We start from the raw sequence: 18,991 nt of genomic DNA, 5'->3' as shown, positions 1-18,991 counted from the left end.
GGGCATGGCGAAATCCACGACCGCGTTCCGTTGCACCGAATGCGGCTGGAGCACCGTCAAGTGGGTCGGCCGGTGCGCCGAGTGCCAGCAGTGGGGCACGGTCGTCGAGGCCGGAGTCGAGACCGGCATCGTTCGCAGCCTCCAACCCGTCGCGCCGAGCGCGAGCCGGGCCGCCCGCCCGATCTCCGCGATCGTCGAGAACGACGACGCGGCCCATCGCCCGAGCGGGGTCGGCGAGTTCGACCGCGTCCTCGGCGGCGGCATCGTTGCCGGCGCCGCGATCCTGCTGTCGGGCGAGCCGGGCGTCGGCAAGTCGACGCTGCTCCTCGAGGTCGCCGCCCGCGTGGCCGCCACGGGCCGTCGCGTGCTCTACGTGAGCGCCGAGGAGTCGACCGCGCAGGTCCGGCTGCGCGCCGGGCGCACGGGCGCCCTGCACGACGAGCTCTACCTCGCCTCCGAGACCGACCTCGCCACGATCCTCGGGCAGGTCGACCAGGTCTCCCCCGAACTGCTCATCGTCGATTCGGTGCAGACGGTGTCGAGCGCGCTGTCCGACGGGCTGCCCGGCCAGCCGAGCCAGGTCCGCGAGGTCGCGTCGACGCTCATCCGCGTCGCGAAGGAACGGCAGCTGCCGGTGCTCCTCGTCGGCCACGTCACGAAGGACGGCACGATCGCCGGCCCACGGCTGCTCGAGCACCTCGTCGACGTCGTCTGCCAGTTCGAGGGCGACCGCCAGACGGCGCTGCGATTCGTGCGGGCGCTCAAGAACCGATTCGGCCCGACCGACGAGGTCGGCTGCTTCGAGATGACGGGCGACGGCATCGCCGAGGTCCCCGACCCGTCCGGGCTCTTCCTCAGCCGCTCGCGGAACGCCGTGAGCGGCACGTGCGTGACCGTCGCGCTCGAGGGGCGCCGGGCGCTGCCCGTCGAGGTGCAGGCGCTCGTCGTCGGAACGAAGGCGCCGCAGCCGCGCCGCGTGGTGAACGGGGTCGATCCGTCCCGGGTCGCCATGATCATCGCGGTCCTCGAGCGACGCGCGGGCCTCCGCCAGCTCGGCGAGCACGACGTGTACGTCTCGACGGTCGGCGGCGTGCGGCTCGTCGAGCCCGCGGCAGACCTTGCGATCGCCGTGGCGATCGCGAGCGCCATGCGCGACCGCGCGGTGCCCCACGATCTCGCCGCGGTCGGCGAGATCAGTCTCGCCGGCGAGGTCCGACCGGTCGCCTCGGCGCGGCAGCGCGCGGCCGAAGCGGCCCGTCTCGGCTACCGGGCGCTCCTCGACGACGAACTCGGCAGCGTGCGCGCGGCCGTCGAGCGGGCGATGATGGCCGCCTCCGGCGCTCGCGAACGCGAGCTCGACGCCGCCTTCTAGATCTCGAGCGCCTTCAGCAGTTCGGCGGGCGACGCCTGCATCGGGTGCGGCCCGGCGATGTCGAGGAACACCGTCGTGATCGTCGACTCGTACCGCGTGAGGAACGTCTTCAGCCAGGCCGGGCTCTGCAGTCCGATCGCCGGAGGCAGGTTCGCGGGCTTGTGCTTCGCATCGCTGAAGAGCAGCAGCGCGACCTCGCCCGTGTTCGGGTCGCGATAGGTCCACACCTCGCCGCCGTCGAGCGGCTTGTCGCGGGGCCCGGGCTTGATGAGCGGAACGACCGTGTTGCCGTTGCGGAGCGCCAGCGCGACCGCCGCCATGTCCTGTCGCTCGAGGGCCTCGGCGAGTGCCTGCGAGCGGAACTCGACGGGCTGCTTGGGCTTCGAACGCTTCGCACCGGCCATCGACCCAGCCTATCGAGCGGACGACCTGCCCCGCGGTCGGGCCGGCGGCCGAGGGCACGCGGGCGCCCGCCCCGGTCGGGGGCCCGCGGCGCGAGGTAACACCACGGACCCCGTGGACCGAAGGATGGTTGGTCCGCCTCCGATCCTGCTGAGCTTTCCTCGCGGGATCAACGGTGCGCCGTCACACGCCGACACATCCGTCGGTACCCGGCACCGGGAGGTCAGTAGAGCAGGAACTGCTTCGAGGCCGACGACTCGAACCCGTCGACGCTCACGCCCAGGTGGTACGAGGCGCCGCCGGCGGGAACGGCCGCACGCTCGCCGCCGCACGTGTCGGCGCTCGAGCGCGTGCGGTCCCACGTGATCGGTTCACTCGAGGAGACCGGAGTACCCGGCGCGATGGAGACCTCTGCGTCGACCGGGTCGACCTGGCAGTGCGTCGAGGTCCAGTACGTATCGGCGCCGCTCGTGATCGTGAACACCTGCGCCCTCGTCCCGACGTTCATCACGCACGAGTTCGACCCGGTGTTGGTGATCGTGACCGACAGCTTCGGCTGCTCGCCCGCCGCGTAGACGGCGGCATCGGTGACGGCTTCGACGCTGATCTGCTCGGGTGCGCAGGGCGCCCCGTCGGCCGGGGGCTCGGTGGCCGACTCGCTCGCCGACGGTGCCGCGGCATCCGTCGCAATCGCTCCCTCGGTGGCCGGCGCCGACGGCGTCGCGCTCGCCGGCGTCGTCGCGCCGACGTCGTCGCCCTGGCTCGCGCCGGGACGAACGAAGACGAGCACGACCGCGACGATCACCGCGACGAGGCCCAGGAGCACCATGAGCCGGCGACGTCGGTACACCGACGCGGGCAGGCGCCCGGGAGCGGGACGATCGGTCGACATGGGCTCAGGCTACGGCCGTGCGATCAGCGCGCACGGGCGGTCGCCCGGCGCGCCCCGACACGGGTGAGGAACGCTCAGAGGACTTTGAGCATCCGGGTGTTGCCGAGGGTGTTCTGCTTGACGCGTGCGAGGTCGAGGAACTCGGCGACACCCTCGTCGTGCGAGCGCACGAGTTCGGCGTAGAGCTCGGGATCGACGATCTCGGCGCCCATGTCCTCGAAGCCGTGCCGCCCGAAGAATTCGACCTCGAACGTCAGGCAGAAGAGCCTGCTGAGCCCGAGTTCCCGTGCGTCGGCCTCGAGTGCGCTCAGGAGGGCGTGCCCGACCCCGTGGCCGAGCCAGTCCTCCCCGACGGCGAGCGTGCGGACCTCGCCGAGGTCCTCCCACATGACGTGCAGCGCGCCGCAGCCGACCACCGTGCCGTCGGAGGTCTCTGCCACGCGGAACTCCTGCACCGCGCCATACAGGTCGACGCGCTCCTTGCCGAGCAGGATGCGTCGGGACACGAGTGGTTCGACCAGCTCCACGATCTTCGGCACGTCGGGCGTGCGCGCCCGGCGCACGGTGATGGGCGGCTGCGTCATCCGCTCATCGTATTGCGCGTGGGCGAGGTGCCCGACCACCTGCTCGTCATCGCCGTGCGCCGAGCAGGCGATGGACGCCGGCCCGTGCGCGAGCGAGAAGCGGACTTCAATTCACAGCGAGCGCGGCGACGGTATTCGCCCCGACCTGCCGGGAGCGCGCCGCTCCTCCACGCGGAGCAGGTCGAGGATGAGCCCGGTGAGGAGCGCCGTCCGCTCGGGGATGTCGGCGACCATCACGTGCTCGTGATCGGCGTGCGCTCCCCCGCCGACGGCGCCGAGTCCGTCGAGCGTGGGCACGCCGACCCCGGCGGTGAAGTTGCCGTCGGATGCGCCGCCGACGACGATCGCCTCCGGGAGCGACAGGCCGAGCTCCCCGGCCACGGCGAGCGCGCGCCGCCACACGCCCTCGGTGGCGGTGACCTCGAGCGGGGGGCGGCCGATGCCGCCGTGCACCGCGACGCGCGCCCCGGTGGTCGACGCGAGCGACCGGAACTCGGCGTCGACGCGATCCTGCTCCGCCGACGTGAGGGCGCGCACGTCGACCGCGAACGACGCGTGCGCGGGCACGGTGTTCAGGGTCGTGCCGCTCCGGGCGAGGGTCGGCGTGACCGACGTGCCGAGCGCGGCATCCGCGAACCCGACCACGACGCCGACCTGATGCGCGAGTTCGAGCGTCGCGTTGAGGCCCTTCTCCGGCTCGAGGCCGGCGTGCGCGGCCCGCCCGGTGATCTCGACGCGATAGCTCGAGGTCCCCTTGCGTCCGACCTTCAGCGCTCCGCCGTCGCCGCTCGCCTCGAGCACCAGGGCGGCCACGCAACCGTCGGCCTCCTGCTCGATGAGCGGACGCGAGGTCACCGAACCGAGTTCCTCGTCGCCGGTGACCAGCAGCGTGACGGCGGCATCGGGCAGGTGGCCGAGGTGCGCAACCGCATGCACCGCCATCGCCAGGCCGGTCAGCATGTCGAAGCATCCGGGCCCTCGGATCACGCCGTCCTGGATGGAGAACGGATGGGTCTCGAGCGAGCCGATCGGCCAGACGGTGTCGTGGTGGGCGAGCAGGAGCACGCGCGGTGCATCGGCTTCGGGCGAGCCGAGGTGCCAGCGGAGGTGCGTGCACCCGTCCACGACGATCCGTTCGGGTGCGAAGCCGATCCGCTGCTCGCCGATCGCAGCGACCACGTCGGCGGAGCGTGCGACGGCCTCGAGGTCGGCCGACGGCGACTCGACGAGGATCAGCCGCTCGAGGTCGCGGAGGATCTCCGGCAGGCTCGCGTCGGCCCAGTCCAGCAGCGGGTGTCTCATCGCGTTCGCCTCGCAGTCCACGTCGGGGACGACCCTTCGACGATAGCCCCGTCCCGCACCGCGCGGCATCCGCCCACCGCCGCGACGGACGGACGTCCTCGGATTCGGCAGCGCCTGACGCGGAAACGACGAAGGGCGGATGCCGCAGCATCCGCCCTTCGGGTCGAAATCCCGGTTACTGGCCGGCGGCCAGGTCGGGCGTCGCCGGCCCGGTGCCGATCGCCGCGCCCGTGTTCACGCCAACGCCCACGGGCAGCGCCCGCTGGGTCGTCGTGAAGACGAACTCGCCGTCCTTGAAGTCGACGTGCACGTGGTCACCCGAGTTGAGCTCGCCGTGCAGGATCTTCTCCGACAGCCGGTCCTCGACCTCGTGCTGCACCGCGCGACGGAGCGGCCGGGCGCCGAGCGCCGGGTCGAACCCGACCTCGATGAGCCGCTCCTTCGCCGGGACGGTCAGCTCGACGGTCATGTCGCGGTCGAGCATGCGCTCGCTCAGCCGCTTGATGAACAGGTCGACGATCTGCAGCAGCTCCTCCTTGCTGAGCTGCGGGAACACGATGATCTCGTCGACGCGGTTCAGGAACTCGGGCTTGAAGTGCTTCTTCAGCTCCTCGTTCACCTTCGCGCGCATGAGGTCGTAGCCCGTGCGGGTGTCGCCCTCGACCTGGAAGCCCACGGGGCCGCCCGAGATGTCCTTCGTGCCGAGGTTCGTCGTCATGATGATGACGGTGTTCTTGAAGTCCACCACCCGGCCCTGGCCGTCGGTGAGGCGGCCCTCCTCCAGGATCTGCAGGAGCGAGTTGAAGATGTCGGGGTGGGCCTTCTCGATCTCGTCGAAGAGCACGACCGAGAACGGCTTGCGGCGCACCTTCTCGGTGAGCTGGCCGCCCTCCTCGAAGCCGACGAAGCCGGGAGGGGCGCCGAAGAGGCGCGAGACCGTGTGCTTCTCGCCGTACTCCGACATGTCGAGCGAGATCATCGCCGACTCGTCGTCGAAGAGGAACTCGGCGAGCGCCTTGGCGAGCTCGGTCTTGCCGACACCCGTCGGGCCGGCGAAGATGAACGAGCCCGAGGGGCGCTTCGGGTCCTTCAGGCCCGCACGGGTGCGGCGGATCGTCTTGGACAGGGCGGAGATCGCCTCCTCCTGGCCGATGACGCGCTCGTGCAGCGCCTTCTCCATGAAGACCAGTCGCGAGCTCTCCTCCTCGGTGAGCTTGAAGACGGGGATGCCGGTGGCCTGTGCGAGCACCTCGGCGATCAGGCCCTCGTCGACGACGGCGGTCGTCTTGACCTCGCCCGACTTCCACTGCTTCTCGAGACGCAGGCGCTCGCCGAGCAGGTTCTTCTCCTCGTCGCGAAGCGACGCGGCCTTCTCGAAGTCCTGCTCCTCGATCGCGGTCTCCTTGGCGGAGCGGACCACGGCGATCTTCTCGTCGAACTCGCGCAGCTCCGGAGGCGACGAGAGGATCGACAGGCGCAGGCGCGCGCCGGCCTCGTCGATCAGGTCGATCGCCTTGTCGGGGAGGAACCGGTCGCTGATGTAGCGGTCGGCGAGGTTCGCGGCGGCGACGATCGCGCCATCCGTGATGGACACCTTGTGGTGCGCCTCGTAGCGGTCGCGGAGGCCCTTGAGGATGTTGATCGCGTGGGGCAGCGACGGCTCGGCCACCTGGATCGGCTGGAAGCGGCGCTCGAGCGCGGCATCCTTCTCGAAGTGCTTGCGGTATTCGTCGAGCGTGGTCGCACCGATGGTCTGCAGCTCGCCGCGCGCGAGCAGCGGCTTGAGGATCGACGCGGCGTCGATCGCGCCCTCGGCGGCGCCCGCACCCACGAGCGTGTGGATCTCGTCGATGAAGACGATGATGTCGCCCCGCGTGCGGATCTCCTTGGTGACCTTCTTCAGGCGCTCCTCGAAGTCGCCGCGGTAGCGCGAGCCGGCGATGAGCGAGCCGAGGTCGAGCGAGTAGAGCTGCTTGTCCTTCAGCGTCTCGGGCACCTCGCCCTTGACGATCGCCTGGGCGAGGCCCTCGACGACGGCGGTCTTGCCGACGCCGGGCTCGCCGATGAGCACGGGGTTGTTCTTGGAGCGGCGCGAGAGGATCTGCATGACCCGCTCGATCTCCTTCTCGCGGCCGATGACCGGGTCGAGCTTCGACTCCCGCGCGGCCTGCGTGAGGTTGCGGCCGAACTGGTCGAGGATCTGCGAGCCGCCCTGGGGCTGCTGCTGCTCGTTCGCGCCGACCTGGACCTGCTCCTTGCCCTGGTAGCCGGAGAGGAGCTGGATGACCTGCTGGCGCACGCGGTTGAGGTCGGCCCCCAGCTTCACGAGCACCTGGGCGGCGACGCCCTCGCCCTCGCGGATGAGGCCGAGGAGGATGTGCTCGGTGCCGATGTAGTTGTGGCCGAGCTGGAGCGCCTCGCGGAGCGAGAGCTCGAGCACCTTCTTGGCACGCGGCGTGAACGGGATGTGCCCGGTCGGCTGCTGCTGGCCCTGCCCGATGATGTCCTGCACCTGCTCGCGGACGGCATCGAGGGAGATCCCCAGCGACTCGAGCGCCTTCGCGGCCACGCCCTCACCCTCGTGGATGAGGCCGAGCAGGATGTGCTCGGTGCCGATGTAGTTGTGATTCAGCATCTTGGCCTCTTCCTGGGCCAGGACGACGACACGACGGGCTCGGTCCGTGAATCTCTCGAACATCTCAACTCCTCGCCGACGCCGGGTAGGGGCGTCGTTACGTTCAACGGTAACGACCGTTGCTCCGCGGTGGGCCGCTGTTCGCCATGGGCGCACGCCCCGTGACCGTCCCGTGATCCGTGGAGCCCGACGGATGCCGCGACGCCGCGGGGCACGTGTTGACAGCGGCGCACGCCGTACGTACGGTATCGAATATCGTTATTATCGATACTCGATATGGAAGGCCTGCTCATGGACCCGGACACCCGCACCCAGCCCCGCACCCCCTCACGAGGCGACATCGTCGGCATCCGGGCGTTCATGGTCGCCGGCGTCGCCATCGTCGCGTGGGCCGTGGTGAGCGCGGCGATCCGGATCGCGGAGGCGCTCACCTCCGGCGACGTCCGGGTGCTCGCCGAGTTCGCCGGCACCCCGGCCGACGCGCCGATCGGTCCCGGTGGCGCGCCCGTGGCGATCGAACTCGATCGCGCGTTCCTCCTCACCGACGAGCTCCCCGTCGCGTCGCTCGTCTCGCTCGTCGCGGCGGAGGTCGCCTTCGCCGCCACGATCACGATCGTCGTCGCGTGCCTGGTGATGCTCAGCGCCTCGACGCTGCGCGGTCGCGTCTTCAGTCGCCGCAACACCCGCCTCGTGGCCACGGCCGGCGGCGCCGGGCTCATCGGTGCGGCCGCGGTGCCGTTCTTCGGCAACATGGCCGCGAACGGCGCCTTCGCGCGGATCTCCGACGGCGACTTCGACAACGTCATCATGGCCGTCGACCTCATGCCGTACGTGCTCGGCGCGTTCGTCGTGGCGATCATCGCGACGGCGTTCTCGGTGGGAGAGCGCCTGCAGCGCGACACCGAGGGACTCGTCTGATGGCGCCAGCCGACGCCGACGACGCGCACGACGTGCACTGCCGGCTCGACGAGCTGCTCGCCGCACGCGGCATGACCCTCACGAGGCTCGCCGAACTCGTCGGCGTGAGCGTCGTCAACCTCAGCATCCTGAAGAACGACCGCGCCCGCGCGATCCGGTTCTCGACGCTCCAGGCGATCTGCCGCGCCCTCGACTGCGAGGTCGGCGACCTGCTCGTGCTCCGGCGAGCGGATGCCGCCGGGCCGACCGCCGGCGGGCACGATCCCGCCCGCACCGGCGAGCGCTGACCCTCGACGCGCGCCGTCGGCGCGTGGTTTGATGCACGCATGCCCAGACTCGTGCTGACCGTCATCGGAGACGACCGCGCCGGACTCGTCGGGGCGCTCGCCGACGTCATCGGCGAGCACGGCGGCAACTGGGAGCAGAGCCAGATGGCCGAGCTCGCCGGGCAGTTCGCGGGCATCGTCGTCGTCGAGGTGCCCGCCGAGCAGGAGGCGGCGCTGCGCGCTGCGCTCGACGGCCTCGACGGGCTCATGGAAGTCGCGGCGCACCCGGGCCTCGACGCGAAGGCCGAGGTCGAGGCATCCGCCTGGACGCCGCTGCGCATCGACCTCATCGGCAACGACCATCCGGGCATCGTGCGCGACATCTCGGCCGTGCTGGCCCGGCACGGGCTCAGCATCGAGACGATCACGACGGGTCAGCGCGACGCGCCGATGGCGGGCGGCCGCCTCTTCGAGGCGCATCTGGTCGTGCGGGTCCCGCCGGGCGGCGACCCCGCCGACGTACGCGACGACCTGGAGCGGGTGGCGAGCGAGCTGTTCGTCGACCTCACGCTCGGGCACGGCTGACCCGTCGCGCGGCGTTCCGCGCGCGACCGGACCGTGACTACTTGACTGGCACCGTGACGACCTGGTCGCCGACCGTGACCTCGAGCGGCTCGGTCGTGGTCGTGAACACGGGGGTCCAGAACACGGTCGTGTGCGGGACGAAGTCGGCGGTGCACGGCCGGTTGTCGGGCTCCGGCAGCACGGCCTCGACCGCATTGCCCTCACCGGCCTCGGCGAGCACCTTCAGCTCGGTCGGCACGACGGGGCAGGTCGACGAGCCCCAGATCGTGATCGCCAGCTTGCCGCCGTCGTCGAGGTACTGCACGTAGGGCTCGTCGCCGGTGGGCTCGGGCGTCTCGACCACGTCCTCCTCGTCGGTCTGCTCCTCGGTGCCCCCGCCGAGGTTCGTCTCCTCGCCTCCGGCCTCGTCCGTCGCCTCCTCCTCGGCGGCGGGCAGCCCGGGGAAGTCCTCGACGACCCCCGAGCCCGGATTGCAGCCAGTGAGCAGCAGGGTCGAGGCGATCGCCAGGCCGGCCAGCAGCAGGCGACGAGGTCGGGTGAGCGAAGTCATGGCGCCATGCTGCCATGAGGGCGGCCACCACGGGCGGGACCTCCGGCCCTACCGACGGCGCGCCCGGCGTGGGCGCGGCTCGGGCCGGGCTCGTCTTCGACGCCCGCGCGTAGGATGCGGGGATGAGCAACCTCGAGCGCGATCCCGTCGAACTGCTCTGCCCGCCCGACGAGGCGACGGGCCCAGGGGTCGACGTCTACGAGTACCGCGAGGTGCCGCTCGGCGGACCCCGGGCCATGCCCGTGCGGCGCACGCTCCCCCAGCGCGGTCGCACCACGATCGGCGCGTGGTGCTTCGCCGACCACTACGGTCCCGACGATGTCGCCGAGACGGGCGGCATGGTCGTGCCGCCGCACCCGCACACGGGGCTCCAGACCGTCAGCTGGCTCTTCGAGGGCGAGATCGAGCATCGCGATTCCACGGGCAGCCACGAGCTGGTCCGCCCCGGCGGCGTGAACCTGATGACCGCCGGGCGCGGCATCTCGCACTCCGAGGTCTCGACGCCGACCACCACCCGACTGCACGGCGTGCAGCTCTGGGTCGCGCTGCCCGACGAGTCCCGATCGGTCGCACCGTTCTTCGAGCACGCCGACACGACCCCGTTCGCGCTGGGCGACGCGACCGTGCGCGTCTTCGTCGGCGAACTCGCGGGCGACGCCGAGACGACGGATGCCGCGGCCGCGTCGGTCACGGTCTTCTCACCGCTCCTCGGCGCGCAGGTCGACCTCCCGGCCGGCGGGTCGGTCGAGCTCGACCTCGATCCGACGTTCGAGCACGGCATCCTGGTCGACGCCGGTCCCGCCACCGTCGAGGTGCCCGGTTCCGATGCGGTGACGGCCGTGCCGTGGTCGCACCTCGCGTACCTCGAGCGCGGGCACGAGCGACTGCGCCTCCGCGCCGACGCCGATCCGGTCCGGGTGCTGCTGCTCGGTGGCGCGCCCTTCGGCGAGGAGCTCGTGATGTGGTGGAACTTCATCGGCCGCTCCCACGACGAGATCGTCGAGTTCCGTCGTCGCTGGCAGTCCGACGTCATCGCTCGGAACGACGCAGACGGCCCGTTCGGCACGGTCGAGGGATACGACGGCGCTCCGCTGCCCGCGCCCGAGTTGCCGACCGTCCGGCTCAAGCCGCGTCGCTGATCCATTGAGCCGATGCGCCGCCGCCTGCGCGCACGGCCGACGGCCGGCACCAGGAGGCGGTGCCGGCCGTCGGTATGCCGAGCCGATCAGGCTGCGACGATCGAGGGCTCGCCCTCCGCGACCTCCTCGCGCACGGTGCGGCGGTGCGCCCAGCGCTTGAGCGCGATGACCGCGAGCGCGCCGACGACCGATCCGGCGACGATCGCCAGGACGAACCAGAGCAGGTTGCCGATCGCGAAGAACACGAAGATGCCGCCGTGCGGAGCCTGCGAGGTGACGCCCATGCCCATGCAGATCGCGCCGGCGACCGCGCCGCCGAGGATCATCGAGGGGATGACGCGGAATAGGTCGGCCGCGGCGAACGGGATCGCGCCTTCGGAGATGAACGCCGCGCCGAGGAGCCACGCGGCCTTGCCGTTCTCGCGCTCGACGGGCGTGAACAGCTTGCGGTCGAGCACCGTGGCGAGCGCCATGGCGAGGGGCGGCACCATTCCGGCGGCCATGACTGCCGCCATGACCATGAGCGGAGCCTGGTTCTCTACCGTGGCGGCGCCGAGGCCGGCGACCGCGAACGAGTACGCGACCTTGTTGACGGGGCCGCCGAGGTCGAAGCCCATCATGGCGCCGAGGATCAGGCCGAGCACGACCGCGGCCGCACCGGACAGGCCCGCGAGCCAGTCGTTCAGCGCGCTGGACAGCGCCGCGATCGGTCCGCCCAGGACGACGATCATCAGGCCGGATGCCACGATCGACGCGACGAGCGGGATGATCACGACCGGCATGAGGCCGCGCAGCCAGCGCGGCACGTCGAGCCGGGCGAACATCAGCGCCACCCAGCCGGCGAGCAGGCCGCCGACGAGGCCGCCGATGAAGCCGGCGCCCATGAGGCCCGCGACCGATCCGGCCACGAAGCCGGGCGCGATGCCCGGCCGGTCGGCGATCGCGTAGGCGATGTAGCCGGCGAGCGCGGGGACCAGGAAGCCCATCGAGATGGCGCCGATCTGGAAGAACACGGCCCCCAGGTAGACGAGGAATCCGCCCTCGGGGAGGTTGAACAGGCTGTTCGTGGTGACGATCTCGCCGGCCGTGGCCGTGATGTCGTATCCGCCGAAGAGGAAGCCGAGCGCGATGAGCAGGCCGCCGCCCGCGACGAACGGGATCATGTAGCTGACGCCCGTCAGCAGCACCCGCTTCACCTTCTGGCCGAAGTGCTCGTTCGCGGCCGCCGCAGTGGCGGTCGCAGCGGCCTCGCCCGTGACGCGCGGTGCCGACGGGTCGCCGATCGCGGCGACGGCCTCGTCGATCATCTCGGCGGGGTGGTCGATGCCGCGCTTGACGGGCCCCTGGACGACGGGCTTGCCGGCGAAGCGGCTCTTGTCGCGGACGTCGACGTCGACGGCGAAGATCACCGCGTCGGCGCGGGCGATCACGTCGGGCGCCAGCGGGGTGGAGCCGGAGGAGCCCTGCGTCTCGACGTGCATCTCGACGCCGGCCTTCTTCGCCGCGGCGGCGAGCGCGTCGGCGGCCATGTAGGTGTGGGCGATGCCGGTGGGGCACGCGGTGACCGCGAGGAGCACGGGCGCACCCTCGTGACGACGAGCGGATGCCACGGGCGCCGAGGCCGCGGCGGATGCGGTGCCGGCTCCGGCGGCGGTCGCCGGCACGGCGGCGGCCGGCGCCGCCTCGGGCTCGGGCGCGAGCGCCTCGTCGACGAGTGCGACGAAGGTCGCGGCGTCGGGCGCGGCACGCAGCGAGGCGACGAAGTCCTCGCGGATCAGCGATCGGGCGAGGGTCGAGAGCACCGCGAGGTGGTCCTGCGTCGACGCGATCGGCACCGCGATGAGGAACACCAGGTCGGCCGGCCCGTCGAACGAACCGAAGTCGACCCCCTCGGGCAGCCGCGCTGCGGCGAGCGTCGGCTCGGTCACGGCGCCGGACTTCGCGTGCGGGATCGCGATGCCGCCTGGCACGCCCGTGGAGTCCTTCTCCTCGCGGGCCCAGGCGTCGGCGAACAGCGCCTCGGCGTCGGTGGCTCGGCCCGCACCGACGACGGCGTCGGCCAGGGCGCGGATGACGGCGGCCTTGTCGGCGCCGATGGGCTCGTCGAGGCTGACGAGCCGCTGGTCGATGACGGTGGACATCGATTCCTCCTAGTGGATGGCCGGGGCGACGGCGCCCCGGAGTCGGATGGCGGTGATGGCGGTGGCGTCGGCGTCGGCCCTGGTGGGGACCGCCGACCCGGGGAGCGACGCGGCGGCCGCCCCGTGTGCGACCGCCTGGGCGAGCGCCCGGTCGGACGCAGCCCCCTCGGTCACGGCGAGCAGGAAGCCGGCGAGCGAGCTGTCGCCCGCGCCGACCGTGCTGCGTGCGTCGATGCGCGGCGCGGCGGCGAACCAGGCGCCCTCCGCCCCGACGTGGACGGCGCCACGGGCGCCGAGCGTGACGAGCGCCGAGCGGATGCCGCGGGGCGCGAGTCGTGCGGCCAGGTCGGCGACCCGTTCGGGGTCGGCCTCCAGGGCGTCTGCGTCGATCTCGCCGGTGAGTTCTGCGAGTTCCTCGCCGTTCGGCTTGATCAGGTCGATCTCCGCCTCGGAGTCGACGAGCGCGGCGAGCGGTGCTCCCGACGTGTCGACCGCGATCCGCGACGCGACCCCGGCGGCGCGCAGCTCGCGCACGACCCGGACGTAGAAGTCGTCGGGCAGCGACGGCGGGAGCGAGCCGGCGAGCACGAGCCACGAGGCATCCGTCGCCTGCTCGACCACCGCGCCGATGAGGGCGCGCTGCTCGTCGTCGTCGAGCGCGGGGCCCGGCTCGTTCAGCTTGGTGGTGACGCCGTCGGGTTCGGTGATCGCGATGTTCGAGCGGAGTCGGCCGGCGATGGGGACGGTCGCGACGGGCACATGGGCCGCGGCCAGGGCGACCACGAGCGGGTCGTCGCTGCGACCGGGCAGCACGGCGATCGAGTCGGCGCCGGCGGCGACGAGTGCGCGCGTCACGTTGACGCCCTTGCCGCCCGGCTCCTCGACGCTGCGGGCGACGCGCTGGACCTCGCCGCGCTCGAGTTCGCGGTCGAGTTCGACCGTTCGGTCGAGCGACGGATTGACGGTGAGCGTGACGATCATGCGACCCGCACCTCCACCTCGGCCTCGTCGAGCGCGACCGCGAGCGCGGGCCCGGGCTCCGCGTCGGTGATGAGGACGTCGACCTCGTCGAGCGCGGCGAAGCGCTGCAGGGCCTCGTCGTCGTGCTTGGACGAGTCGACGAGCACCACCGCGAGCCGGGCACGGTCGACCATGGCCTGCTTGACCTGCGCCTCCAGTTCGTCGGGCGTCGAGAGCCCGAAGTCGGCGCTCAGGCCGTTGGCGCCGATGAAGGCGATGTCGGGACGGATCTCGGCGAGCTGGGCGATCGCGGCGGGCCCGACCGCCGCGCTCGTGATGCCCCGGATCGTGCCGCCGATGATGCGCACGACGAGGTCGCGGCTGCCGTGCAGGAGCGCGGCGATCGGCACGGAGTTCGTGTAGACCGTGAGCGGCGGGGTGCCCGGGGCCGGCTGCCAGCCGACGAGCGCCTCGGCGAGCGCGCCGGTCGTGGTGCCGGCGTCGAGCAGGATCGAGCCGGTGAACGTCGGCGGCACGAGCGCCAGGGCCTCGTGCGCGATCGCCCGCTTGGCGTCGGCCTGCTGGCCGGTGCGCTCGAGGACCGTGGTCTCGGCGAGGCTCGCGCGCCCTGCGCCGACCGCTCCGCCGTGCACCCGACGGAGGTGGCCGGCCTGCTCGAGCGCGTCGAGGTCGCGTCGGATGGTCTCGGCGGTGACGTCGAGTTCGTCGGCGAGCCCTGCGACCGAGACCCGCCCGCTGCGGGCGAGCGCGTCGAGGATGTGCTCGTGTCGCTCCGTCGCGTACATGCGGCCCCCTTGCCGAATCGACCTGATGTCTGTGTTTGTGTGAGCTTACCTCGCACTTCACAAGAAAAGCAAGACATTCGCAGAAATATCCCACACGAACGCAGATCAGTGGGCAGGCAAGAAGATTCCTGCGCGCATTTCGCTACTGCAGCGCGGAGGTGAGGCGCGCCAGGTTGTCGAGCACCGTCGACCGCAGCGGCTGCCGCATCCACTCCTCGAGGGTGAGCTCGCGGCTGTCGCGCCGGTAGCCGTCCTCCACCGCCCGCATCTCGCGCACGAAGGACGCGCCATGCACGAGCAGCGACACCTCCATGTTGAGCTCGAACGACCTGATGTCCATGTTGCTCGACCCGATCACCGCCACGTCGTCGTCGATCGTGAAGTGCTTGGCGTGAAGGATGAACGGCGCGCGGTACATGTAGATCCGGACGCCGGCACGCAGCAGCGCCTCGTAGTACGAACGCTGCGCGTGGTAGACCAGCGCCTGGTCGCCGATCTCGGAGACGAACAGCTCGACGTGCACGCCGCGCTGCGTCGCCCCGCTGATCGCGCGGAGCATCGCCTCGTCGGGCACGAAGTACGGGCTCGTGATGATGATCTTCTCGCGGGCGGCGTAGAGCAGCGCGAGGAAGAGCTTGAGGTTGTTCTCGTTCTGGTACCCCGGCCCGCTCGGCACGACCTGGCAGTCGAGGTTCTGCTCGGCGGGCGGCTGGGCGAACGGGATCAGCTCCTCGCGCGACGGCGCCTCGCCGGTCTCGAGGTACCAGTCGGTTGCGAAGATCGCATCGAGTCCCGAGACGATCGGGCCCCCGAGCTCGACGACGAGCTCCTGCCACTTCAGGCCGCGACGGATGTTGCCGCGCTTGTTGTAGCTGCGGTCGATGATGTTCTGCGAGCCCATGAACGCGGCCTCGCCGTCGACCACGAGGATCTTCCGGTGGTTCCGGAGGTCGGGTCGCTGGTACTTGCCTCGCAGCGGCAGGACGGGGAGCATGAGGCGCCACTCGACGCCCATGCGGGTCAGCCGCCTGAGCGTGCGACGGTAGCCCTTCGAGCGCCGCGACGCGATGTGGTCGAGGAGGACGCGCACCTCGACCCCGCGCTCGACGGCGTCGCCCAGCGCGTCGAAGAACCGGGCCGTGGTCCGGTCGTACGCGAGGATGTAGAACTCGACGTGCACGTAGCGGGTCGCGGCGGCGATCGCGTCGGCCATCGCGTCCAGCGACGCCTGGTAGTCGCCGATGAGCCGCGCGCTGTTGTGGCCGATGAGCGGCATCGCGCCGAGGTTGCGGTTCAGGCGCACGACGCCGTCGAACCAGTCGGGCCAGTCGCGGTGATCGCTGACCTGCTCGACGCCGTGCGTCGACTCGCGGATGAAGCGGTCGACCTCGGCCTGCTTGGCCCGCCTCGCCTTCGGGAGCTTCGGGTTGCCGATCAGGAGGAAGAAGAGCACCCCGAGGTACGGGATGAAGAAGATGGCGAGGAGCCACGCCATGCCCGCGGTCGGCCGGCGGTTGCGGGGCACGACGATGATCGCGATGACGCGCACGACGATGTCGAGGACGAGCACCAGGAGGGCGATGATCGCCGTGATCTGCTCGGCCGTCATGCCCGGGCTACGCGGCTCGGTGCTGCTGCTCGGCGCGCTTCGCGCGCTCCTCGGCCTCGATCTTGGCGTACGCGTCGCGCTCGGTCCGGTCGGCGCGAAGCAGCGAGCGCATCACGAACCAGAAGATGAGTCCGATCAGCACGGTCGGTGCGAGCGACCAGATCGCGTTCAGCCAGAAATCGTCCATAGCCGTTCCAGAATACCCGCGGAATCCTCAGCCCGCGGTGAGGATGCCCCAGACACCCGAGCCGAGCAGGTACAGGCCGACCGCACCGACGATCACCCAGATCGCGATCCGCGAGAACGAGGGCTTGCGCGGGTCGGGCTCGGGCTCGAGTTCCTTCTTCGGGAGGTAGTCGTTCATCGCGGCATCCGTCTCACTTGACCAGGGGGAAGAGGATCGTCTCACGGATCCCGAGGCCGGTGACCGCCATCAGCAGGCGGTCGATGCCCATGCCCATGCCGCCCGTCGGGGGCATGCCGAACTCCAGCGCCCGCAGGAACTCCTCGTCGAGGCGCATCGCCTCGGGGTCGCCGCCGGCGGCGAGGCGCGACTGCTCGACGAAGCGCTCGCGCTGCACGACCGGGTCGACGAGCTCCGAGTAGCCGGTGGCGAGCTCGAAGCCGCGCACGTAGAGGTCCCACTTCTCCACGACGCCGGGGATCGAGCGGTGCTGCCGCACGAGCGGCGACGTGTCGAGCGGGAAGTCCATGACGAACGTCGGACGGGTGAGGCCCGACTTCACGTGGTGCTCCCACAGCTCCTCGACGTACTTGCCTGGCAGCGGGTGGTCGACCTCGATCTCGACGTCGTCGGCGAGCTCCTTCAACCGCGACATGGGCGTCTCGGGGGTGACCTCCTCGCCCACCGCCGCCGACAGCGAGCCGTACATCGAGAGCCGGTCCCATTCGCCGCCGAGGTCGTACTCCGTGCCGTCGGCCCACGTCACCACGTGCGAGCCCGCGACCGCGAAGGCGGCGTCCTGGATGAGCTTCTGGGTCAGGTCGGCGATCGAGTTGTAGTCGCCGTACGCCTGGTAGGCCTCGAGCATCGCGAACTCGGGGCTGTGCGTCGAGTCGGCACCCTCGTTGCGGAAGTTGCGGTTGATCTCGAACACGCGCTCGATGCCGCCGACGACCGCGCGCTTGAGGTAGAGCTCGGGGGCGATCCGCAGGTACAGCTCGGTGTCGAACGCGTTGGAGTGCGTCACGAACGGCCGCGCCGAGGCGCCGCCGTGCATGACCTGGAGCATGGGCGTCTCGACCTCGACGAACCCGAGGCTCGTGAAGGTGGAGCGGAGGCTCGCGTTGACCGTGGCCCGGTCGATGACGTTGCGACGCGCCTGCTCGCGCGCGATGAGGTCGAGGTAGCGGCTGCGCACCCGCGTCTCCTCGGAGAGCTCGTTGTGCAGGTTCGGCAGCGGGTTGATCGACTTCGCCGCCATCCGCCACTCGGTCGCCATGATCGACAGTTCGCCGCGGCGGCTCGTGATGACCTCGCCCGCGACGAACACGTGGTCGCCGAGGTCGACGAGCTCCTTCCACGCCGCGAGCGCCTCCTCGCCGACCTCGCCGAGCGAGACCATCGCCTGGATCCGGCTGCCGTCGCCCGACTGCAGCGCGGCGAAGCAGAGCTTGCCCGTGTTGCGGAGGTGGACGACGCGGCCGGACACGCCGACCGTCTCGCCGCTCCGCTCGTCGACGCCGAGGCCCACGAAACGGGCGCGCACCTCGGGGATCGTCGTGGTCACGGGCACCGAGACCGGGTAGGCGCCGTCGCCGAGGTCGGCGGCATCGGCGATGAGCCGCTCGCGCTTGGCCAGTCGCACGGCCTTCTGCTCCGAGATCTCCTCGGCGGTCGGCTCGTGCGTGGTCTCGTCGGCCATGGCGTCTCCGGGGTCGGGGTGGGTGTCCGTGGGGTGCGCATCCGAGCGGATGCCACCCACCAGCGTATCCCGCTGCGGCTCGTCGACCTGAAGGGCAGCCGGATGCCGCGGCTCAGCCGAGCACGATGCCGGCGTTGTCGATCAGCCGGGTGCCGCCGACGCGGGCGGCGACGAGCACCGTCGCCGCACCGCTCGCTCCCTCGTCCACGGGGAGGAAGGTCGCCGGGTCGACCACCACGAGGTAGTCGAGTTCGATGCCGTCGTGGTCGCCGAACGCCGCCGCCGCCTCGGCGAGCACCTCGTCGAGGCCGTCGCCCGCGGCCGACCCGGCGGCGGCCAGCGCTTCCGACAGCGCGAGGGCGGCGCGCCGCCCGTCGGCGTCGAGGTAGCGGTTCCGGCTCGACAGGGCCAGTCCGTCGGGTTCGCGCACGGTCGGCACGACCTCGATCGCGAGCGGTGCGTTCAGGTCGGCGACCATCCTGCGGACCAGGAAGACCTGCTGCGCGTCCTTCTGGCCGAACACCGCCGTGTCGGGCTGCACGATGTTGAAGAGCTTCGCGACGACGGTCAGCATCCCGTCGAAGTGACCGGGCCGGGACGCGCCCTCGTACAGCGTGCCGACGTGGCCCGCGGCGAGGCTCGTCTCGACGGCCCCCTCGGGGTACATCTCGCCGGCGGTGGGAGCGAACACGAACTCGACGCCCTCGCCCGTGAGCGCCGCGAGGTCGGCGTCGAGGGTGCGGGGATAGCGATCGAGGTCCTCGCCGGCGCCGAACTGGAGCGGGTTCACGAAGATCGACACGACGACCGCGTCGGCGATCTCGCGCGCGCGACGCACGAGAGCGAGGTGCCCGTCGTGGAGCGCGCCCATCGTCGGGACGAGCGCGATCGAGCGCCCGGCCGCGCGCAGCGCCGACACCGCGTCGCGGATGCCGGCGATCGTG

19 protein-coding genes are annotated in these 18,991 nt (G+C 71.4%); 5 read left to right on the top strand and 14 right to left on the bottom strand.

The genetic code is table 11. The annotated features are described in order from the left end of the window. Positions 1 to 4 precede the first annotated feature (4 nt). Entirely contained in the window at positions 5 to 1,372 is a 1,368-nt protein-coding gene (gene radA / locus ACSJD1_RS04090) for a DNA repair protein RadA (protein ID WP_438854028.1), read from the top strand. On the opposite strand, the gene ACSJD1_RS04085 is transcribed toward radA, so the two are convergent. The 5 genes from ACSJD1_RS04085 to ACSJD1_RS04065 all read right to left on the bottom strand — a co-directional run bounded on the left by ACSJD1_RS04085 (position 1,369) and on the right by ACSJD1_RS04065 (position 7,250). After that, the gene (locus ACSJD1_RS04085) at positions 1,369 to 1,776 is read right to left on the bottom strand and encodes a dehydrogenase (RefSeq protein ID WP_438854027.1); all 408 of its coding nucleotides are present in this window, start codon (positions 1,774 to 1,776) and stop codon (positions 1,369 to 1,371) included. The genes radA and ACSJD1_RS04085 overlap by 4 nt on opposite strands. Before the next feature lie 221 nt (positions 1,777 to 1,997). Continuing rightward, a complete protein-coding gene (locus ACSJD1_RS04080) occupies positions 1,998 to 2,666 on the bottom strand; it encodes a hypothetical protein (RefSeq protein ID WP_438854026.1) in 669 nt (222 codons plus the stop codon). Between the two features lie 74 nt (positions 2,667 to 2,740). After that, positions 2,741 to 3,250, bottom strand: a complete 510-nt coding sequence (locus ACSJD1_RS04075) for an amino-acid N-acetyltransferase (protein WP_438854025.1) — start codon at positions 3,248 to 3,250, stop codon at positions 2,741 to 2,743. A gap of 111 nt (positions 3,251 to 3,361) precedes the next feature. Beyond that, positions 3,362 to 4,552: a M20 family metallopeptidase gene (locus ACSJD1_RS04070; protein ID WP_438854024.1), complete on the bottom strand. Its 1,191-nt coding sequence runs from the start codon at positions 4,550 to 4,552 to the stop codon at positions 3,362 to 3,364. A gap of 175 nt (positions 4,553 to 4,727) precedes the next feature. After that, positions 4,728 to 7,250, bottom strand: coding sequence for an ATP-dependent Clp protease ATP-binding subunit (locus ACSJD1_RS04065; RefSeq protein ID WP_438854023.1), 2,523 nt, complete (start codon positions 7,248 to 7,250; stop codon positions 4,728 to 4,730). Between the two features lie 228 nt (positions 7,251 to 7,478). Here ACSJD1_RS04065 and ACSJD1_RS04060 point away from each other — a divergent pair, with 228 nt between their 5' ends. From ACSJD1_RS04060 to ACSJD1_RS04050, 3 genes are read left to right on the top strand one after another with little or no spacing between them, the layout of a single operon-like run. Further along, positions 7,479 to 8,105: a hypothetical protein gene (locus ACSJD1_RS04060; protein ID WP_438854022.1), complete on the top strand. Its 627-nt coding sequence runs from the start codon at positions 7,479 to 7,481 to the stop codon at positions 8,103 to 8,105. After that, positions 8,105 to 8,392, top strand: a complete 288-nt coding sequence (locus ACSJD1_RS04055; protein ID WP_438854021.1) for a helix-turn-helix domain-containing protein — start codon at positions 8,105 to 8,107, stop codon at positions 8,390 to 8,392. The genes ACSJD1_RS04060 and ACSJD1_RS04055 overlap by 1 nt, the downstream gene beginning before the upstream one ends. A 39-nt stretch (positions 8,393 to 8,431) precedes the next feature. Further along, positions 8,432 to 8,956, top strand: a complete 525-nt coding sequence (locus ACSJD1_RS04050; protein WP_438854020.1) for a glycine cleavage system transcriptional repressor — start codon at positions 8,432 to 8,434, stop codon at positions 8,954 to 8,956. A gap of 37 nt (positions 8,957 to 8,993) precedes the next feature. Here ACSJD1_RS04050 and ACSJD1_RS04045 read toward each other — a convergent pair whose 3' ends face one another. Then, the gene (locus ACSJD1_RS04045; protein ID WP_438854019.1) at positions 8,994 to 9,506 is read right to left on the bottom strand and encodes a hypothetical protein; all 513 of its coding nucleotides are present in this window, start codon (positions 9,504 to 9,506) and stop codon (positions 8,994 to 8,996) included. A gap of 122 nt (positions 9,507 to 9,628) precedes the next feature. Between ACSJD1_RS04045 and ACSJD1_RS04040 the strand changes: the two genes are divergently transcribed. Next, complete coding sequence (locus ACSJD1_RS04040) at positions 9,629 to 10,645, top strand: pirin family protein (RefSeq protein WP_438854018.1); 1,017 nt, start codon at positions 9,629 to 9,631, stop codon at positions 10,643 to 10,645. 86 nt (positions 10,646 to 10,731) lie between these two features. Here ACSJD1_RS04040 and ACSJD1_RS04035 read toward each other — a convergent pair whose 3' ends face one another. The 8 genes from ACSJD1_RS04035 to panC form a co-directional block, all read right to left on the bottom strand. Further along, entirely contained in the window at positions 10,732 to 12,786 is a 2,055-nt protein-coding gene (locus ACSJD1_RS04035) for a PTS fructose transporter subunit IIABC (RefSeq protein ID WP_438854017.1), read from the bottom strand. A gap of 9 nt (positions 12,787 to 12,795) precedes the next feature. Further along, the gene (locus ACSJD1_RS04030; protein ID WP_438854016.1) at positions 12,796 to 13,767 is read right to left on the bottom strand and encodes a 1-phosphofructokinase family hexose kinase; all 972 of its coding nucleotides are present in this window, start codon (positions 13,765 to 13,767) and stop codon (positions 12,796 to 12,798) included. After that, on the bottom strand, positions 13,764 to 14,552 hold the full coding sequence (locus ACSJD1_RS04025; RefSeq protein WP_438854015.1) for a DeoR/GlpR family DNA-binding transcription regulator: 789 nt from the start codon (positions 14,550 to 14,552) through the stop codon (positions 13,764 to 13,766). Before ACSJD1_RS04025 ends, ACSJD1_RS04030 begins: the two co-directional genes overlap by 4 nt. 142 nt (positions 14,553 to 14,694) lie before the next feature. Continuing rightward, positions 14,695 to 16,161, bottom strand: a complete 1,467-nt coding sequence (gene cls, locus ACSJD1_RS04020; protein ID WP_438854014.1) for a cardiolipin synthase — start codon at positions 16,159 to 16,161, stop codon at positions 14,695 to 14,697. A gap of 7 nt (positions 16,162 to 16,168) precedes the next feature. Next, positions 16,169 to 16,348, bottom strand: a complete 180-nt coding sequence (locus ACSJD1_RS04015) for a hypothetical protein (protein WP_155051448.1) — start codon at positions 16,346 to 16,348, stop codon at positions 16,169 to 16,171. A 27-nt stretch (positions 16,349 to 16,375) separates the two neighbouring features. After that, positions 16,376 to 16,525 (bottom strand): hypothetical protein, encoded by a 150-nt coding sequence (locus ACSJD1_RS04010; protein ID WP_438854013.1) that lies wholly within the window; start codon positions 16,523 to 16,525, stop codon positions 16,376 to 16,378. A gap of 13 nt (positions 16,526 to 16,538) precedes the next feature. Then, positions 16,539 to 18,047 carry a lysine--tRNA ligase gene (gene lysS / locus ACSJD1_RS04005; RefSeq protein ID WP_438854123.1) on the bottom strand — a complete coding sequence of 503 codons (1,509 nt, stop codon included), beginning with the start codon at positions 18,045 to 18,047 and terminating at the stop codon, positions 16,539 to 16,541. A gap of 112 nt (positions 18,048 to 18,159) precedes the next feature. Further along, complete coding sequence (gene panC / locus ACSJD1_RS04000; protein ID WP_438854122.1) at positions 18,160 to 18,987, bottom strand: pantoate--beta-alanine ligase; 828 nt, start codon at positions 18,985 to 18,987, stop codon at positions 18,160 to 18,162. Positions 18,988 to 18,991 lie beyond the last annotated feature (4 nt).

It is taken from the genome of Agromyces excoecariae, assembly GCF_051715505.1.
GTDB lineage: Bacteria > Actinomycetota > Actinomycetes > Actinomycetales > Microbacteriaceae > Agromyces.
The sequence above is the reverse complement of the archived record's forward strand: the minus strand, read 5'-3'. Positions and strand labels throughout refer to the sequence as shown.

Bases quoted from the DNA above. Each gene is read 5' to 3' on its own strand.
- radA (WP_438854028.1), top strand. From the start codon at position 5: ATGGCGAAATCCACGACCGCGTTCCGTTGCACCGAATGCGGCTGGAGC.
- ACSJD1_RS04085 (WP_438854027.1), bottom strand. From the start codon at position 1,776: ATGGCCGGTGCGAAGCGTTCGAAGCCCAAGCAGCCCGTCGAGTTCCGC.
- ACSJD1_RS04080 (WP_438854026.1), bottom strand. From the start codon at position 2,666: ATGTCGACCGATCGTCCCGCTCCCGGGCGCCTGCCCGCGTCGGTGTAC.
- ACSJD1_RS04075 (WP_438854025.1), bottom strand. From the start codon at position 3,250: ATGACGCAGCCGCCCATCACCGTGCGCCGGGCGCGCACGCCCGACGTG.
- ACSJD1_RS04070 (WP_438854024.1), bottom strand. From the start codon at position 4,552: ATGAGACACCCGCTGCTGGACTGGGCCGACGCGAGCCTGCCGGAGATC.
- ACSJD1_RS04065 (WP_438854023.1), bottom strand. From the start codon at position 7,250: ATGTTCGAGAGATTCACGGACCGAGCCCGTCGTGTCGTCGTCCTGGCC.
- ACSJD1_RS04060 (WP_438854022.1), top strand. From the start codon at position 7,479: ATGGACCCGGACACCCGCACCCAGCCCCGCACCCCCTCACGAGGCGAC.
- ACSJD1_RS04055 (WP_438854021.1), top strand. From the start codon at position 8,105: ATGGCGCCAGCCGACGCCGACGACGCGCACGACGTGCACTGCCGGCTC.
- ACSJD1_RS04050 (WP_438854020.1), top strand. From the start codon at position 8,432: ATGCCCAGACTCGTGCTGACCGTCATCGGAGACGACCGCGCCGGACTC.
- ACSJD1_RS04045 (WP_438854019.1), bottom strand. From the start codon at position 9,506: ATGACTTCGCTCACCCGACCTCGTCGCCTGCTGCTGGCCGGCCTGGCG.
- ACSJD1_RS04040 (WP_438854018.1), top strand. From the start codon at position 9,629: ATGAGCAACCTCGAGCGCGATCCCGTCGAACTGCTCTGCCCGCCCGAC.
- ACSJD1_RS04035 (WP_438854017.1), bottom strand. From the start codon at position 12,786: ATGTCCACCGTCATCGACCAGCGGCTCGTCAGCCTCGACGAGCCCATC.
- ACSJD1_RS04030 (WP_438854016.1), bottom strand. From the start codon at position 13,767: ATGATCGTCACGCTCACCGTCAATCCGTCGCTCGACCGAACGGTCGAA.
- ACSJD1_RS04025 (WP_438854015.1), bottom strand. From the start codon at position 14,552: ATGTACGCGACGGAGCGACACGAGCACATCCTCGACGCGCTCGCCCGC.
- cls (WP_438854014.1), bottom strand. From the start codon at position 16,161: ATGACGGCCGAGCAGATCACGGCGATCATCGCCCTCCTGGTGCTCGTC.
- ACSJD1_RS04015 (WP_155051448.1), bottom strand. From the start codon at position 16,348: ATGGACGATTTCTGGCTGAACGCGATCTGGTCGCTCGCACCGACCGTG.
- ACSJD1_RS04010 (WP_438854013.1), bottom strand. From the start codon at position 16,525: ATGAACGACTACCTCCCGAAGAAGGAACTCGAGCCCGAGCCCGACCCG.
- lysS (WP_438854123.1), bottom strand. From the start codon at position 18,047: ATGGCCGACGAGACCACGCACGAGCCGACCGCCGAGGAGATCTCGGAG.